22 protein-coding genes are annotated in these 15,704 nt (G+C 69.7%); 20 read left to right on the top strand and 2 right to left on the bottom strand.

Going from position 1 to position 15,704, the window contains the following annotated elements:
* The first annotated feature begins 45 nt into the window (after positions 1–45).
* The 10 genes from hemB to ACXAID_RS12040 all read left to right on the top strand — a co-directional run bounded on the left by hemB (position 46) and on the right by ACXAID_RS12040 (position 6,480).
* Positions 46–1,026, top strand: coding sequence for a porphobilinogen synthase (gene hemB, locus ACXAID_RS12085; RefSeq protein WP_475022447.1), 981 nt, complete (start codon positions 46–48; stop codon positions 1,024–1,026).
* Complete coding sequence (locus ACXAID_RS12080) at positions 1,023–1,436, top strand: hypothetical protein (RefSeq protein WP_475022446.1); 414 nt, start codon at positions 1,023–1,025, stop codon at positions 1,434–1,436. The genes hemB and ACXAID_RS12080 overlap by 4 nt, the downstream gene beginning before the upstream one ends.
* A gap of 20 nt (positions 1,437–1,456) precedes the next feature.
* Positions 1,457–1,906: a hypothetical protein gene (locus ACXAID_RS12075; protein ID WP_475022445.1), complete on the top strand. Its 450-nt coding sequence runs from the start codon at positions 1,457–1,459 to the stop codon at positions 1,904–1,906.
* Entirely contained in the window at positions 1,903–2,409 is a 507-nt protein-coding gene (locus ACXAID_RS12070; RefSeq protein WP_475022444.1) for a DUF3093 domain-containing protein, read from the top strand. Before ACXAID_RS12075 ends, ACXAID_RS12070 begins: the two co-directional genes overlap by 4 nt.
* Entirely contained in the window at positions 2,406–2,690 is a 285-nt protein-coding gene (locus ACXAID_RS12065) for a hypothetical protein (RefSeq protein ID WP_475022443.1), read from the top strand. Before ACXAID_RS12070 ends, ACXAID_RS12065 begins: the two co-directional genes overlap by 4 nt.
* Positions 2,691–2,769: 79 nt before the next feature.
* The gene (locus tag ACXAID_RS12060; protein WP_475022442.1) at positions 2,770–3,672 is read left to right on the top strand and encodes an oxygenase MpaB family protein; all 903 of its coding nucleotides are present in this window, start codon (positions 2,770–2,772) and stop codon (positions 3,670–3,672) included.
* A complete protein-coding gene (locus tag ACXAID_RS12055; RefSeq protein WP_475022441.1) occupies positions 3,659–4,252 on the top strand; it encodes a TetR/AcrR family transcriptional regulator in 594 nt (197 codons plus the stop codon). The genes ACXAID_RS12060 and ACXAID_RS12055 overlap by 14 nt, the downstream gene beginning before the upstream one ends.
* Positions 4,253–4,294: 42 nt before the next feature.
* Entirely contained in the window at positions 4,295–4,561 is a 267-nt protein-coding gene (locus ACXAID_RS12050; RefSeq protein WP_475022440.1) for a hypothetical protein, read from the top strand.
* 99 nt (positions 4,562–4,660) lie between these two features.
* Positions 4,661–5,104 carry a pyridoxamine 5'-phosphate oxidase family protein gene (locus ACXAID_RS12045; RefSeq protein ID WP_475022472.1) on the top strand — a complete coding sequence of 148 codons (444 nt, stop codon included), beginning with the start codon at positions 4,661–4,663 and terminating at the stop codon, positions 5,102–5,104.
* The gene (locus ACXAID_RS12040; RefSeq protein WP_475022471.1) at positions 5,104–6,480 is read left to right on the top strand and encodes a cytochrome P450; all 1,377 of its coding nucleotides are present in this window, start codon (positions 5,104–5,106) and stop codon (positions 6,478–6,480) included. Before ACXAID_RS12045 ends, ACXAID_RS12040 begins: the two co-directional genes overlap by 1 nt.
* 2 nt (positions 6,481–6,482) lie before the next feature.
* Here ACXAID_RS12040 and ACXAID_RS12035 read toward each other — a convergent pair whose 3' ends face one another.
* Positions 6,483–6,863 carry a nitroreductase family deazaflavin-dependent oxidoreductase gene (locus tag ACXAID_RS12035; protein WP_475022470.1) on the bottom strand — a complete coding sequence of 127 codons (381 nt, stop codon included), beginning with the start codon at positions 6,861–6,863 and terminating at the stop codon, positions 6,483–6,485.
* Between the two features lie 22 nt (positions 6,864–6,885).
* Between ACXAID_RS12035 and ACXAID_RS12030 the strand changes: the two genes are divergently transcribed.
* The 8 genes from ACXAID_RS12030 to ACXAID_RS11995 all read left to right on the top strand — a co-directional run bounded on the left by ACXAID_RS12030 (position 6,886) and on the right by ACXAID_RS11995 (position 14,431).
* Complete coding sequence (locus ACXAID_RS12030) at positions 6,886–7,272, top strand: nitroreductase/quinone reductase family protein (RefSeq protein ID WP_475022439.1); 387 nt, start codon at positions 6,886–6,888, stop codon at positions 7,270–7,272.
* 60 nt (positions 7,273–7,332) lie between these two features.
* Complete coding sequence (gene hemL, locus ACXAID_RS12025; RefSeq protein WP_475022438.1) at positions 7,333–8,637, top strand: glutamate-1-semialdehyde 2,1-aminomutase; 1,305 nt, start codon at positions 7,333–7,335, stop codon at positions 8,635–8,637.
* On the top strand, positions 8,634–9,242 hold the full coding sequence (locus ACXAID_RS12020; protein ID WP_475022437.1) for a histidine phosphatase family protein: 609 nt from the start codon (positions 8,634–8,636) through the stop codon (positions 9,240–9,242). The genes hemL and ACXAID_RS12020 overlap by 4 nt, the downstream gene beginning before the upstream one ends.
* A gap of 47 nt (positions 9,243–9,289) precedes the next feature.
* Positions 9,290–9,859, top strand: coding sequence for a TlpA disulfide reductase family protein (locus ACXAID_RS12015; RefSeq protein ID WP_475022469.1), 570 nt, complete (start codon positions 9,290–9,292; stop codon positions 9,857–9,859).
* A gap of 50 nt (positions 9,860–9,909) precedes the next feature.
* The gene (locus ACXAID_RS12010; protein WP_475022468.1) at positions 9,910–10,662 is read left to right on the top strand and encodes a cytochrome c biogenesis CcdA family protein; all 753 of its coding nucleotides are present in this window, start codon (positions 9,910–9,912) and stop codon (positions 10,660–10,662) included.
* The gene (gene resB, locus ACXAID_RS12005; protein WP_475022436.1) at positions 10,662–12,260 is read left to right on the top strand and encodes a cytochrome c biogenesis protein ResB; all 1,599 of its coding nucleotides are present in this window, start codon (positions 10,662–10,664) and stop codon (positions 12,258–12,260) included. The genes ACXAID_RS12010 and resB overlap by 1 nt, the downstream gene beginning before the upstream one ends.
* A 55-nt stretch (positions 12,261–12,315) precedes the next feature.
* The gene (ccsB, locus tag ACXAID_RS12000; protein WP_475022435.1) at positions 12,316–13,302 is read left to right on the top strand and encodes a c-type cytochrome biogenesis protein CcsB; all 987 of its coding nucleotides are present in this window, start codon (positions 12,316–12,318) and stop codon (positions 13,300–13,302) included.
* A 91-nt stretch (positions 13,303–13,393) separates the two neighbouring features.
* Complete coding sequence (locus tag ACXAID_RS11995; RefSeq protein ID WP_475022467.1) at positions 13,394–14,431, top strand: MinD/ParA family ATP-binding protein; 1,038 nt, start codon at positions 13,394–13,396, stop codon at positions 14,429–14,431.
* A 33-nt stretch (positions 14,432–14,464) separates the two neighbouring features.
* Here the strand turns inward: ACXAID_RS11995 and ACXAID_RS11990 are convergent, their stop codons facing one another.
* The gene (locus ACXAID_RS11990; protein ID WP_475022434.1) at positions 14,465–14,629 is read right to left on the bottom strand and encodes a hypothetical protein; all 165 of its coding nucleotides are present in this window, start codon (positions 14,627–14,629) and stop codon (positions 14,465–14,467) included.
* Between the two features lie 48 nt (positions 14,630–14,677).
* Between ACXAID_RS11990 and ACXAID_RS11985 the strand changes: the two genes are divergently transcribed.
* Together ACXAID_RS11985 and ACXAID_RS11980 are read left to right on the top strand one after the other, a co-directional pair.
* On the top strand, positions 14,678–15,046 hold the full coding sequence (locus tag ACXAID_RS11985; protein ID WP_475022433.1) for a DUF4229 domain-containing protein: 369 nt from the start codon (positions 14,678–14,680) through the stop codon (positions 15,044–15,046).
* Between the two features lie 176 nt (positions 15,047–15,222).
* Positions 15,223–15,704 (top strand): IS110 family transposase (locus tag ACXAID_RS11980; RefSeq protein ID WP_475022432.1); only part of this gene is annotated, 482 nt, incomplete at its 3' end.

The following is a 15,704-nucleotide window of genomic DNA, read 5'->3' as shown; positions in this document are numbered from 1 at the left end:
TTTCGCTGCCGGAATGCCGTTTCGTGGACAAGGAGAGGTGCGCTAGTGGCGTTTCCCCGTCATCGGCCGCGGCGGCTGCGATCGACCCCGGCGATGCGCCGGCTGGTCGCGGAGACCTCCCTGCAGCCCAGGCATCTGGTGCTGCCGATGTTCGTCGCCGACGGGATTACCGAGCCGCGCCCGATCGCCTCGATGCCGGGGGTCTACCAACACACCCGGGATTCGTTGCGGAAGGCGGCCGCAGAGGCCGTCGAGGCCGGTGTCGGCGGGTTGATGCTGTTCGGCATCCCGCTCGACGAGCACAAGGACGCCGCCGGCACCGCCGGCACCGATCCTGACGGCATCCTCAATGTCGCGCTGCGTGACCTGGCTGCTGACCTCGGCGACTCGACGGTCCTCATGGCAGACACGTGCCTCGACGAGTTCACCGACCACGGGCACTGCGGCGTGCTGGACCGGGGCGGCCGGATCGACAATGACGCCACCATCGAGCGCTACGTCGAACTCGCTGTGGCACAGGCAGCATCCGGTGCCCATGTGATCAGTCCCAGCGGAATGATGGACGGCCAGGTCGGGGCCATCCGCGACGGCCTGGACACCGCCGGTTTCATTGACGCCGCGATCCTGGCCTACGCGGCGAAATTCGCCTCCGGTTTCTATGGCCCGTTCCGCGACGCGGTGGTCTCCAGCCTCGACGGCGACCGCTGCACGTATCAGCAGGAATCGGGCAACGCGCGGGAAGCGGTCCACGAGATCGAGCTCGACCTCGCCGAAGGCGCCGACATCGTCATGGTCAAGCCGGCGATGGCCTACCTCGACGTGGTGCGCGCCGCGGCCGAGATCTCCCCGGTGCCCGTCGCCGCCTACCAGGTCTCCGGCGAGTACTCGATGATCTGCGCGGCCGCGGCCAACGGCTGGATCGATCGTCGCGCCGTTGCGCTCGAGACACTGACCGGGATCAGGCGAGCCGGTGCGGACATCGTGCTGACCTACTGGGCCGTCGACGCGGCCCGATGGCTGTCGTGACCTCGCCGAGCGCGCCACCGGAGCGGCCGGTCGATGTCGATACCGCGTTCTGGCTGTGGGTGGTGGCGCTGCCGCTGATGGTGGCCGGCTACGTCATCGACCTGCTCGGCGCGACGGAGCGCCCGAGCGGGCTGATGATCGCCATCTCGCTGGTGTTCGTGATGGTGTTGGCCGCGGTGGTGCTGACGTTCCTGCTGCTGATGCGGCAGGGCTACCGGTGGGCACGCACCCTGCTCACCGGCGGTGCGATCGCCTCGGTGGTGTTCTCGGTGACCAGCCTGTTCACCGGGGAACGGCAGATGCCGGCCGAGATCGGCTACGCGGCCGCGGCCATCTTCGGGTCCGTGCTGATCACCGGCGGGGTGTATCTGCTGCACCGCAAGGACGCCCACGAGTTCTTCACCCGCTGATTCGCTAGGCTGACCCGACCATGTCCCCATCGCCCGAGTCGTCGAACCGGCCCCGCACGGTCGACATCGCGTTCTGGTGCTTCATCGGCGGCGCGGTGGTGATGATCGTCGGCGGTCTGATGGCCCTCACCGCGACCTATGACGTGGCGCGCTCGGCACTGCCCGAGACCATCTCCGACGAATCGGTGCGCGACTACCTGACCCTCTACCGGTACAGCGGCGGTGGTGCCGCCGCCGCCGCGGCGGGGCTGGCGTTCCTGGCCGGGCGGGCCCGCCGGGGTGACGCCCGCTCCAGGATGGCCACCTTCGGACTGGTGCTGGCCATCCTGGTCGTCATCCTGCTGCTGGCGATCGGGGTCGGGGTGGCGCAGCCGCTGGTGCTGCTGGCGCTGCTGCCGATGCTGGTCGGGGTGGCCGTGGGCGTCCAGCCGAGCGCACGCGACTGGTACGCTCGGGAGGGTTCCTCGTGACCGAACCCGCCGAGGGGGCCGACACCGCCGCCCCGGAGGTGCTGTTCTACGAGCAGGGCGCCAGCTGGCTGTGGGTGCTGGCCGGTCCACTGGCCGGATTCGCGATGGCGATGATCCAGCTCTCGGCGGGCTACGGCATCCAATGGGTGGTGCCGGGGATCTTCTTCGTGCTCGTCACCGTGTTCCTGTCGATTCAGGTCAAGGCGGCCCGGATCCACACGTCGGTGGAGCTGACCGCCGACTCGTTGCGCCAGGGCACCGAGGTGACCAGCACCGACGACATCGTCCGGATCTACCCGGAGGCCACCGGTGCGGAGACGCCCAAGTGGCAGTACGCGCGGGCGTTGGGGGAACTCACCGGGGTGCCGCGGGGCCGGACCGGCATCGGGGTGCGGTTGACCAACGACCGCACCGCTCAGGCCTGGGCCCGCAAGCACCAGCAGCTGCGCGCCGCGCTGACGAATCTGCTGGAGGAGCGCATCCCGCCGGAGCCGTCGTCGTGAGCCGCCGCGGCGCGCTGATCGTGCTGGTGCTGGCCGATCTGGCCGTCGTCGGCAGCGTGCTGAGCTGGCTGGCCGCCAGCCGGGAGGTGGCGGTGGCGCCGGTCCTCGAGGGCGAGCCGTCGACGGTTTCGACGGTGTACTACGCGCCGCTGTTGACCCTGTCGCTGCTGCTGGCGACCGTGGCTGGGGTACTCGCCGTGGTGGCGATCTCGGCGTTGCGCCGGTTGCGCCGGCCCATGCCGGACATCGAGCCCGATGCCGCGAACGTGCATTCCCCGTAGTCCCGCCGGAATCCGGACTACAGGGAACGCACGTTCGCAGCATTTGGTACAAAGTGCAAAATCTGTAACACTGTCTCCTATGACGGAGTTGGCGCAGAACCCGCAGCCCGGCCACGCCCCCGACGCGCTACCGCTGGGGCCCGAGTCGCTGGTGTGGCGGTGGTTCGGCGACAACCGGATGTACCTGATCGGGCCGCGCCCGGCGGTGCTGCAGAACATGCTGGCCGAACTCGGCCAGGGCGTGTACGACCACTCCACCTTCTTCGCCGACACCGCCGAGCGGCTGCGCCGCACCATTCCGCCGATCTTCAACACCGTCTACGGCTCCGAGGACGACAACGCGGGCCCCCAGGTGCGCGACTTCCACCACGACATCAAAGGGGAGGTCCCCGCCGCCGACGGCCGCGAGGCGCGTCGCTACCACGCCTTGGACCCCGACACCTACTTCTGGGCACACGCCACGTTCGTCGAGCAGGTCTACTACTTCGCCGACACCTTCGTGCACCGGCTCAGCGACTCCGAGAAGGAGCAGATCTACCTCGAGTCCAAGACCTGGTATCGCCGCTACGGCGTCAGCGACCGGCCGATGCCCGCCACCTACGCAGAATTCGAGCAGTACTGGGACCGGATGATGGACGAGGTCCTCGTCGCACACCCGAGTGCCAAATACGGCGTCGGCTACGTCACAAAGGGGTTCCCGAAACCCAAGGCGGTACACCCGCTGGTGTGGCGGCTGGTGGCGCCGGTGTTCAACCCGGCCGCGGCGTTCCTGACCACCGGCGGGCTGCCGCCGCGGGCCCGCCAACTGCTGGGGTTGCCCTGGACCGACGCCCAGGAACGTCGCTACCAGCGCTTCGCCGCGTTCTGGCGGTCGAAGCCGGTGAACTGGATCTGGGATCATCTGCCCATGCGGGTGCGCTACAGCGGCTATGCACTCAAGGGCTTCTCCAGATCCGGTGCCGGCACCGATGCCCGACGCTGACTCGGCCAGGGCCACCATCCTCGACGCCGCCGTCGTCGAGTTCGAGCGGCACGGGTACCGCCGGGTCGCCCTCGAGGACGTCGCACGCCGTGCCGGCGTCAGCCGCACGACCATCTACCGGCGCTTCGCCAACAAGGACGAACTCGTCGGCGCGGTGATCGAGCGGGAGAACACGCGGCTGTTCGCCGACATCGCCGCAGAGCTGAAAAATACTGCACCCCAGTCGAATTACTATGTCGAAGCGTTCACGCTGTCGATCCTGAAGTTCCGCAGCCACCGGGTGCTGCACCAGATGATCGTCGACGAGCCCGGGTTGGTGCTCGAATTGGCGTCGCGGCACCACCGGGCCGCGATCGCGCGGATGGCCGACGCGCTGCGGGTCATCTTCCCGCCCGGTTTCGCCGAGCGTATCGGGCCGGCGGCGGTCGACGACCTCGCCGACTGCATCCTGCGCTATGCGGCGATGGTGCTGCTGCTGCCCAGCGCGCAACCCCTCGACAGTGCCGACGACCTGCGGGCGTTCGCCCGCCAGCACTTCCTGCCCAGCCTGCCGGCGGCGCTGCGCAGTGTCCCGGCCTGAACCGGTGTTTCGCAGATCACACTTTCGGGCAGCCCGACACGCATGGACGCCAACAATGTTTCGCGACAGCAGATCACCGAGAAACCCGAGGTCACCGACGAGCACCGGGAGAAGGCCCGCAAGGTGGCCGAGGCCAACCCGGACAACCAGCCGACCACGACGCTGCCGGGTACCGGCGGCACCGTCGCCGGCACCGCCATCAACGACTGGGTCGACGACCAGGACAAGGGCAAGGTCGAGATGACCGATCGCGAGGGGCAGGTGGAGTACCGCAACACCGAGGAGTTCCGCAACAAACTCGACGAGTGAGGCGGCGGCGGGTCTCGCGGTCTCCGGCCGGTCCGCCTAGGCTGACTGGCCGTGACCGTTTCGGCCGGGCTTGACCGGATCGCGCCCGCTTTCGTCGACATGGCCCACTCGATCGTGTGGGCCTCGGTGGCCACCGTGGACGCCGGCGGCAGGCCGCGCACCCGCATCCTGCACCCGATCTGGGAATGGGACGGAACCGATCTGTTCGGCTGGGTGGCCACCGTCCCCACCCAGCTCAAGCGTGATCACCTGGCGGTACACCCGTACATCTCGGCCAGCTACTGGTCGCCGACCCAGGACACCTGTGCCGCGGAGTGCCTCGTCGAGTGGTACACCGACGACGACACCTGCACGGCGGTGTGGCAGAAGTTCGCCACCGGCCCGGAACCGGTCGGCTACGACCCCGCGATCATCCCGCAGTGGAAAGCCGGACCCACCTCCGACGCCTTCGCCGTCCTGCGCCTGGCCCCGTACCGGTTGCGGGTGATGCCGGCTGCCATCATGACCGAAGGCCGCGGCGAGGTCCTGCGCTGGCGGGCGTGATGGCGACCCCGAACCTGGCCGACGCCGACCGGGAGGTCGCCGCGCTTCCGCTGGTGCCGAGGAACCCGCTGTCGTTTCGCACCCTGACGAAGCTGGTCAGGACGCTGGACACCGGTCAGCTGGTGATCCGCGGAGCCGGCGGGCCGGTCACCCGGGTGCAGTTGGCGCCCACCTGGTTGTGCCCGCCGCTGGTCGCGGTGTTCTCCCCGGAGGGCATCCGCGACGTCCTCGGTCGCAGCGACGCCTCCGCGGAGCGCTGTGTGGTGCACGACGAGGTCCGCGCGATGGCCGGTGACAGCCTGTTCGTGCTGCCCAATGAGCCGTGGCGGCCCCGCAAGCGGGCGCTGCAGCCGGTCTTCACGCCACACAACGTGCGTGACTTCGGTGGGCACATGTCGCGCGCCGCGCAGAACTTCGTGCAGGCCCGTGGCCAGGGCGGTGCGGTCGATCTCGACGTCGAATGCCGGCACCTGACGATGCAGTCGCTGGGCCGCTCGGTGCTCGGCATCGACCTCAACGAGCGTGCGACCGTGATCGCCGAGCACATGCACGTCGCGTCGTCCTACACCGCAGACCGTGCGCTGCGGCCCCTGCGTGCACCACGGTGGCTGCCCACTCCGGCGCGGCGGCGGGCCCGCGCGGCGGTCGCGGCGATGCGCGAAGTCACCGCCGAGATCCTGACTGCCTGCCGTGCCGACCCGGCTCGAGACGCACCGCTGGTGCATGCGCTGATCGCGGCCACCGACCCCGAGACCGGGCAGCCGCTGTCCGATGACGACATCGGTGACGACCTGCTGATCTTCATGCTGGCCGGCCACGACACCACCGCGACCGCGCTGACCTACGCGCTGTGGATCCTCGGGCACCACCCCGAGGTGCAGGACCGGGTCGCCGCCGAGGCCGCCGGGCTCGGCGACCGGCCACTGACCCCGGACGACGTTCCGCGGCTGGCCTACACGGTGCAGGTGCTGCGTGAGTCGTTGCGGCTGTGCCCACCGGCCGCCGGGGTCGGGCGGCTCGCGGTACGCGACATCGAGGTGGCCGGCCACCGGGTCCAGGCGGGCAGCCTGCTGGCCGTCGGCATCTATGCGCTGCACCGGGACCCGGCGCTGTGGCCGGATCCGGACCGGTTCGACCCGGACCGGTTCACCCCGGAGGCGATGAAGCGCCGCGACCGGTGGAATTTCCTGCCGTTCGCCGCCGGCGCGCGGTCCTGCATCGGCGAGCACTTCGCGATGCTGGAGACCACCCTGGCGCTGGCGACGATCGTGCGGGCGATGCGGATCGTCTCCGGCGACGACGAGTTCCCCGTCGAGGTCCCGTTCACCACCGTGGCCAAGGGGCCTATTCCGGCGAGGATCAGCCCGCGGCGCTGACGCTAGACGCGCCGCAGCAGTACCGCCGACTCGAACGGCAGTCGCGCGAACAGAGCTCGCGTCGCGCCGGTGACCGCCGGGGCAGCCTCGGCCCTGCTCATCACCTGCGGGTCGGTCACCTCGAAGGTCTTGTTGTGGCGGCGCATGCTGCCGCCGCCGGCCGCGGTGACGTTCTTCAGCCAGTCCCGGTCCGGTCCGTAGGTCAGCAGGATGGCCACCCCGTCGGCCGTGCTGAACACCGTCAGGGGTGTGCGGTACTGCCTGCCGGATTTGCGTCCGACGTGGGTCAGGATGCCCATCATCGGCAGCCAGCCCGCCCACATCCGCTGGATCGGGTTGGTCACGTGCCGATTGAACCGCGCCAGCCATTGCGGCAGTTGCATGTCATCCATCAAACTCCCCGGTGTGGCCTATCTCAAGCCCCCCTGGTTCACCGCGCGGGTGTTCAACCGGATCGCCATGGCGACCGGGATGAGCGGCACCCAGACCCTGACCGTGACGCGCCGCCACAGCGGCCGTCCGCAGCAGATTCCCGTCATCATCCCCGAAGTGGACGGCGTCAAGTACCTGGTGTCCACCCGGGGTGAGTCCGACTGGGTCAAGAACGTGCGCGCCGACCCCCGGGTCACGGTCGGCGACACCGGGTACGTGGCCGCCGAGGTGATCGTCGAACAGCGTGCGCCGATCCTGGCGGCCTACCGGCCGCTGGCGGGCAAAGTGGTCGAGGGCTACTGGCGCCGGCTGCCCGACGACGCCGATCACCCGGTGTTCGCGCTGAGCCCCATCGAGTAGAAGCCGTGGCCACTACACCCTGTAGTGGACCTGGTCGCGCAAGCTGGGACACTGGTCGGCATGAGCAGTACCGATCTGTCCGCCAAGTTGTTCGCCGAGGCGTGTGACGTCATCCCGGGCGGGGTGAACTCGCCGGTGCGCGCGTTCTCCTCGGTCGGCGGCACCCCGCGGTTCATCACATCGGCCGGTGGCTGCTGGCTGACCGACGCCGACGACAACCGCTACGTCGACCTGGTGTGTTCGTGGGGCCCGATGATCCTCGGCCACGCCCACCCCGCCGTCGTCGAGGCGGTACAGCGGGTGGCTGTCGACGGGCTGTCGTTCGGTGCTCCCACCCCCTCGGAGTCCGAACTGGCCCGCGAGATCGTCGACCGGGTCGCCCCGGTCGAGCGCTTGCGGCTGGTCAACTCCGGCACCGAGGCCACCATGAGCGCGATCCGGCTGAGCCGCGGCTACACCGGCCGCGCCAAGATCGTGAAATTCTCCGGCTGCTACCACGGCCACAGCGACGCGCTGCTGGCCGACGCCGGGTCGGGGGTGGCCACGCTGGGGCTGCCCTCCTCGCCGGGGGTCACCGGCGCCGCCGCGGCCGACACCATCGTGCTGCCCTACAACGACGTCGCCGCGGTCGAGGAGGCGTTCGGCCGCGCCGGCGACGAGATCGCCTGCGTCATCACCGAGGCCAGCCCGGGCAACATGGGCACGGTGCCGCCGCTGCCGGGGTTCAACGACGCGCTGCGCCGGATCACCGCCGCACACGGGGCACTGCTGATCTCCGACGAGGTGATGACCGGCTTCCGGGTCAGCCGGTCGGGTTGGTACGGCCTGGAACCGGTCGCGGCAGACCTGTTCACCTTCGGCAAGGTGATGAGCGGCGGACTGCCCGCTGCCGCGTTCGGCGGCAGCGCCGAGGTGATGGGCCGGCTGGCCCCGCTCGGGCCGGTCTATCAGGCGGGCACGCTGTCGGGTAACCCGGTGGCGATGGCCGCCGGGCTGGCCACGCTGCGCGCCGCCGACGCCGAGGTGTACGCGGCGCTGGACGCCAACGCCGACCGGCTGATCGGCCTGATCGACGAAGCGCTCACGGGTGCCGGTGTGGCCCATCAGATTCCGCGCGCCGGAAACATGTTCAGCGTGTTCTTCACCGACGATCCGGTCACCGACTTCGCCACGGCTCGGGCCACCGAGACCTGGCGATTCCCGGCGTTCTTCCACGGGCTGCTCGACGCCGGCGTGTACGCCCCGCCCAGCGCCTTCGAAACCTGGTTCGTCTCCGCCGCACTCGACGACGACGCCTTCGACCACGTCGCCGCAGCGCTGCCGACCGCCGCGAAAGCCGCGGCCCAGGCCGCGGAGCCGGCATGACCGAGCAGACCGTGGTGCACGTGATGCGCCACGGTGAAGTGCACAACCCGGAGAAGATCCTCTACGGCCGGCTGCCCGACTACCACCTGTCCGAGCGCGGGCAGGCCCAGGCCGCCGCGGTCGCCGACTGGCTCGCCGCCCGCGACATCACCCACGTGGTGGCCTCGCCGCTGGAGCGGGCCCAGGAGACCGCGGCGCCGATAGCCGCCCGGCACGGTCTGGTGGTGGCCACCGACGACGAACTGATCGAGTCGACGAACGTGTTTCAGGGGCAGAAGGTCTCGCCCGGTGACGGAGCGTTGCGGGACCCGCGCAACTGGTGGCATCTGCGCAACCCGCGGACCCCGTCATGGGGTGAGCCCTACCGCCACATCGCCGCCCGGATGACACGGGCGCTGCAGCGGGCCCGGGCCGGGGCGGTCGGGCACGAGGCGGTGTGCGTGAGTCACCAGCTGCCGGTCGAGACGCTGCGCCGTTCGATGACGGGCAAGGCGCTGCACCATTTCCCGACCAAGCGGATGTGCAACCTGGCATCGGTGACGTCGTTCTACTTCCACGACGACGACTGCGTGGGCTGGGGGTATGCGGAGTTGTCCGGGCAGTGACGGCGCTGGTGACCCTTCGGCGTGCGCTGATCGCGGCGCGCGTGGCGATGGTGACGGTGCTGGGCGCCGCCGCGCTCGCCGGGTGCTCCACCGGCAGCGACGCTGTCGCCCAGGGCGGCACCTTCGAGTTCGTCGCCCCGGGCGGACAGACCGACATCTTCTACGATCCGCCCGAGAGCCGGGGCAGTCCCGGTCCGCTGTCGGGCCCGGATCTGATGGACACCGATCGCGTCATCTCGCTGGACGACTTCGCCGGCGAGGTGGTGGTGATCAACGTCTGGGGGCAGTGGTGCGGCCCGTGCCGCACCGAGATCACCGAGCTGCAGCAGGTGTACGAGGCGACCCGCGACCAGGGGGTGGCGTTCCTCGGAATCGACGTGCGCGACAACAATATCGACGCGCCGCGCGATTTCATCATCGACCGCGGAGTCACGTTCCCGTCGATCTACGACCCGTCCATGCGCACGATGCTCGCGTTCGGTGGGCGCTACCCGACCACCGTGATCCCCTCGACCGTGGTGCTCGACCGGGAACACCGTGTCGCCGCGGTGTTCCTGCGTGAACTGCTCGCCGAGGACCTGCAGCCGGTGGTCGAGCGTCTGGCGGCGCAGCGGTGAACCCCGATCAGCTCGACGCGCTGACCACCGGCGGCCCACTGCTGCTGGCGATGCTGGTCAGCGTGCTGGCCGGAGTCGTGTCGTTCGCGTCGCCGTGCGTGGTGCCGCTGGTGCCCGGCTACCTGTCGTATCTGGCCGCGGTGGTGGGCGTCGACACGCCGTCGGCCGCCCCGGCGTCGCCCGAGCCGGGAGCCAGCGGGGTGGCGGTGCGCGGCGCCCGGCTGCGGGTGGCCGGTGCCGCCGCGCTGTTCGTCGCCGGCTTCACCGCGGTGTTCCTGCTCGGCACCGTGGCCGTGCTGGGGATGACCACCACGCTGATCTCCAACCAGCTGCTGCTGCAACGCATCGGCGGCGTCGTCACCATCTTCATGGGCCTGGTGTTCATCGGTCTGGTGCCGGCGCTGCAGCGTGACACCCGGTTCGCGCCGCGCCAGATCTCCACGCTGGGCGGTGCGCCGCTGCTGGGGGCGGTGTTCGCGCTGGGCTGGACGCCGTGTCTGGGTCCGACGCTGACCGGGGTGATCGCGGTGGCCTCGGCCACCGAGGGCAGCAACGTGGCCCGCGGCGTGGCGCTGGTGCTCGCCTACTGCCTGGGCCTGGGTATCCCGTTCGTGCTGCTGGCGTTCGGCTCGGCGCGCGCGGTGTCGGGTCTGGGCTGGCTGCGCCGCCACACCCGCGCCATCCAGATCTTCGGCGGCGTGCTGTTGATCCTGGTCGGCGTCGCGCTGGTCAGCGGGCTGTGGAACGAGTTCGTGTCCTGGATTCGCGACGCCTTCGTCTCCGACGTGCGGCTGCCGATCTGATGGGGCTGCTCGCCCTGGCGCGGAACACCTGGCGCACGCTCACCTCGATGGGCACCGCCTTGGTGCTGTTGTTCCTGTTGGCGCTCGCCGCGATCCCGGGCGCCCTGCTGCCGCAGCGCAACCTCAACGAGGCCAAGGTCGACGAGTACATCGCCGAGCATTCGACCATCGGGCCGTGGCTGGACCGGGTACAGGCCTTCGACGTGTTCTCCAGCTTCTGGTTCACCGCGATCTACGTGCTGCTGTTCATCTCGCTGGTGGGCTGTCTGACTCCGCGCCTGGCCGAACACGTGCGGAGTCTGCGCGCGACCTCGGTACCGGCGCCGCGCAACCTCGGCCGGCTGCCCAAACACCACGAGGCCGAGTTGCCCGGCGGAGCCGACGACGTGCCCGAGATGGCCGAAACCGCGGTGGCCGAGCTGCGCGGCTGGCGCCGGGTCGTCCGCCGGGACGGCGACAATGCCGAGATCTCGGCCGAGAAGGGCTATCTGCGCGAGTTCGGCAACATCGTCTTCCACTTCTCGCTGCTGGGCCTGCTGGTCGCCATCGCCGCCGGAAAGATGTTCAGCTACGAGGGCAACGTCATCGTCGTCGCCGACGGCGGCCCCGGCTTCTGCTCGGCCTCGCCCGCCGCGTTCGACTCGTTCCGGGCCGGCAACACCGTCGACGGCACTTCGCTGCACCCGATCTGCGTGCGCGTCAACGACTTCGAGGCGACGTACCTGGAAAGCGGGCAGGCGGTGTCCTACGATGCCGACATCGAATACCAGGCCGGCGCGGACCTCGACACCGGAACCTGGCGGGACTACCTGCTGAAGGTCAACGAACCGCTGCGGGTCGGCGGGGACCGGATCTACCTGCAGGGCCACGGCTATGCGCCCACGTTCACCGTGACCTTCCCCGACGGGCAGACCCGCACCCAGACGCTGCAGTGGCGGCCCGACGACCAGATCACGTTCCTGTCTTCGGGTGCGATGCGGTTCGACCCGCCCGGCGGCACCTATCCCGACGAGGCGCAGCGGCGCAAGAACCAGATCGCCATCCAGGGCCTTTTCGCGCCGACCGCCGAACTCGACGGCACCCTGCTGTCGTCCAGCTTCCCCGAGATGAACGACCCCGCCGTGGCGGTCGACATCTACAAGGGCGACACCGGTCTGGACACCGGCCGTCCCCAGTCGCTGTTCACCCTCGACCCGCGGATGATCGGCCAGGACCGGCTGATTCGGCAGGCGCGGGTCAACCTGCGCGTCGGTGAGGACACCCGGCTCGACGACGGCACCGTGGTGCGGTTCGACGGCGCGGTGCCGTTCGTCAACCTCCAGGTCTCCCACGACCCCGCCCAGATCTGGGTGCTGGTGTTCGCGATGACGATGATGGCGGGGCTGTTGGTGTCGCTGGTGGTGCGCCGCCGCCGCGTCTGGCTGCGACTGACCCCTGGCCCGGCGGGTACCGTGAACGTCGAGTTCGGCGGCCTGGCACGCACCGACAACTCCGGCTGGGGCGACGAATTCGAGCGGCTCACGGCGCGGCTGCTGGCCGGCTTCGAGGCGGCTGCGCCGCTGCCGGATCGAGATGAGAAGAAAGCGGGTCGATCATGAGCGAAGCTTGCGAGCGAACAGACCAGCAGATGAGGGACGAGCGGATGGGGCAGCGGTGAGCACCACCATCGACATCGGGTTGGCCCGCTATTCGGACTGGGCGTTCACGTCCTCGGTGCTCGTGCTGGTCGTCGCGCTGGTGCTGTTGGCGGTCGAGCTGGCCTACAGCCGCAGCCGCAAGGTCGAGACCCGCGAACTGATCACCGCCGGAGGCTCCGCGGGCGGGGTCGGCCATGACAGTGCAACCCCGGGCGTCGTCGCCGAGGCACCGCGCCGCTCGTTCGACGAGCGGATCGGCGCCTCCGGCGTCGCGCTGGCCTATGTCGGGATCGCGCTGCTGCTGGCCTGCATCGTGCTGCGCGGTCTGGCGACCTCACGGGTCCCGTGGGGCAACATGTACGAGTTCATCAACCTCACCTGCTTCTGCGGCCTGGTGGCCGCGGCGGTGGTGCTGCGCCGGCCGCAGTACCGCTCACTGTGGGTGTTCGTGTTGGTCCCGGTACTGATACTGCTCACGGTGTCCGGGCGGTGGCTCTACTCGCAGGCGGCTCCGGTGATGCCCGCGTTGCAGTCCTACTGGCTGCCGATCCATGTGTCGGTGGTCAGCCTCGGCTCGGGGGTGTTCCTGGTCGCCGGGGTGGCCAGCATCCTGTTCCTGGTCAAGATGTCCAAGCTGGGCGAACCGGGCCGTGGCGGTGCCGCCGCGCGCATCGTGGCGAAGCTTCCCGATGCCCAGACCCTGGACAGGATCGCCTACCGAACAACGATCTTCGCCTTCCCGGTGTTCGGGTTCGGGGTGATCTTCGGGGCGATTTGGGCGGAGGAGGCGTGGGGGCGCTACTGGGGCTGGGACCCCAAGGAGACGGTGTCGTTCATCGCGTGGGTCGTCTACGCGGCGTATCTGCACGCCCGTTCGACCGCCGGGTGGCGGGACCGCAAGGCCGCCTGGATCAACGTCGTCGGATTCGTCGCCATGGTGTTCAACCTGTTCTTCATCAACCTGGTGACGGTCGGCCTGCATTCCTACGCCGGCGTCGGCTGATCCGGCCGGGTGAGGGGTTCGCCGCTTGTCTGAGCTGCCGGGATCGGAGGTGCCGGGCGGGTTCCGGGCCCAGCACCGGTTCACCGACCCGATGGCCCCGGTGCCCCCCGAATGGACGGCGCCGACCCCGCCCGAGGGGTCTGCACCGGCTCCGCCCGCCGCGGACGCCGATCCACCGCCGTTTCTGGACTCCTCGACCGTCGCGCTGCTGGGCAACGCCGGGCGCGGCCCGTCGGCGGGCTGGCGCAGATGGCTGTACCGCGCGTCGGGCCGGCTGATCGATGCGGGTGAGAGCCCGAAGGTGCTCCAGCGCAACGCGTTGGTTGCCCAGGTGCAGCTGCCGCTGCGGCACTGCTACCGGATTGCGCTGTTGTCGCAGAAGGGCGGCGTCGGCAAGACGACGATCACCGCCTCGCTGGGCGCCACCCTGGCCAGCGTGCGGTCAGACCGGGTGATCGCGGTGGACGCCAACCCCGACCGCGGAACCCTGAGCCAGAAGGTGCCGTTGCAGACCCCGGCCACGGTGCGTCACCTGCTGCGTGACGCCGAAGGCGTCGAGGCCTACAGCGACGTCCGTCGCTACACCTCGCAGGGCCCGAGCCGGCTGGAGGTGCTGGCCTCCGAAACCGACCCCGCGGTGTCGGAGGCGTTCAGCGCGCAGGACTATCACCAGACCCTGGAGGTGCTCGAGCGTTTCTACAGCCTGGTGCTCACCGACTGCGGTACCGGGATGCTGCATTCGGCGATGTCGGCGGTGCTCGACCGGGCGGACGCGTTGGTGGTGATCAGTTCCGGGTCGGTCGACGGGGCGCGGAGCGCCTCGGCGACGCTGGACTGGCTCGACGCCCACGGCCACGACGACCTGGTGCGCTCGGCGGTCACGGTGGTCAACGGCGTGCGGCCGCGGGCGGGCAGGCAGGTGAAGGTCGACCTCGACAAGGTGGTCGATCACTTCGCGCGGCGCTGCCGGGCGGTGCTGCAGGTGCCGTTCGACCCGCACCTCGAAGCGGGGGCCGAGATCGACCTGGACCGGCTGCGGCCCGAAACCCGCGACGCGTTGCTGGCTCTGGCGGCGCGCATCGCCGAAGGGTTTCCGGGTGCCCGACGGACCGCCGACCCGGCCGGCTAGGGCCCGACGGGTCGGGGCACGTTCATCGCCCGGTCACGACCGCGGTTGGTCGTCCCGCGGATTGATCCGCCGCAGGAAGTCCGGATCGTCATCCGGGCCGATCACCCGGGTGCGCGGCCGGTTGGCCGTCATCCGGGTCACCCGCCAGCCGACGTAGACCAGTGCGGCCAGGACGAGAATCAGGAGTAAATACGCCACTAAAAACCTCCTGCCAATCAATATACGCGCCGTCGGTAGGCTCAGACCGTGTCTGACGAACGGTCCGGATCGCGCCTGCTCATCGACGTGTTTGCTTACGCCGCAGCACGCCTGGCGTTGGTCGTGGTCGTCACCGCGGCGATCCTCGGGGTGGGACGGCTGATCGGGGTGCGTGATTTCCCGGTCGTGGTGGCGCTGCTGTTCGCCATCGTCATCGCGCTCCCGCTGGGCATGTGGGTGTTCACCCCGCTGCGGCGCCGGGCGACCGCCAGCATCGCCGCGGTCGACGAACGCCGCCGCCGGGACCGCGAACAACTACGGGCCCGGCTGCGCGGCGACAGCGCGGCCGAGGAGACCCCCCAGGGCAGCGCCGCCGGGGCCGACACCGGCGATGACACCCCTGAAGACAAATCCTGAATCCGGCGCGCACGCCGCAACCCGCGGTCGCCGGACGCGCCCGATCCGCTGATATAGATCGAGGTAGTCCTTCTCAAATGCCTCCGGAGGTGTCAGGAAGGGATCTGTAACTGATTCCTTTTGGGGTCCGTGTGTTGACGCACGTGGACCGCCTGACACACCCCGGAGGTGTTGTTGTGTCTGTGCCTGTAGCTCCAGTCACGTCATCCACGATCGTCGTTGCCGTCGATGTCGGCAAGACCTCGACAGTGTTTTCGGTGACCGATGCGGCTCGTCATCGGCTGGTCGCTCCGTCGGAATTCACGATGACCGGATCGGGCCTGACCGCGGCAGCGGCGCGCGTGATGGCTATGGCACCCGCCTCGGTGCAGGTCAAGGTGGGCGTGGAGGCTGCCGGCCACTATCACCGTCCGGTGCTTGACCATCGATGGCCCGATGGATGGGAAGTGTTGGAGCTCAATCCCGCGCAAGTCGCCGAGCAGCGTCGCGTGCAGGGTCGACGCCGGATCAAGACCGACGTGATCGACCTGGAAGCGATCACCGAACTGGTGCTGGCCGGATACGGACGTCCGGTCACCGATCGCGATGTCGTGATCGGCGAGATAAGCGCCTGGGCCGCACATCGGAGCCGGCGTGTCGCCACGCGTACCGCGACGAA

The organism is Mycobacterium sp. ABE4_509 (assembly GCF_056160785.1).
The sequence above is the reverse complement of the archived record's forward strand: the minus strand, read 5'-3'. Positions and strand labels throughout refer to the sequence as shown.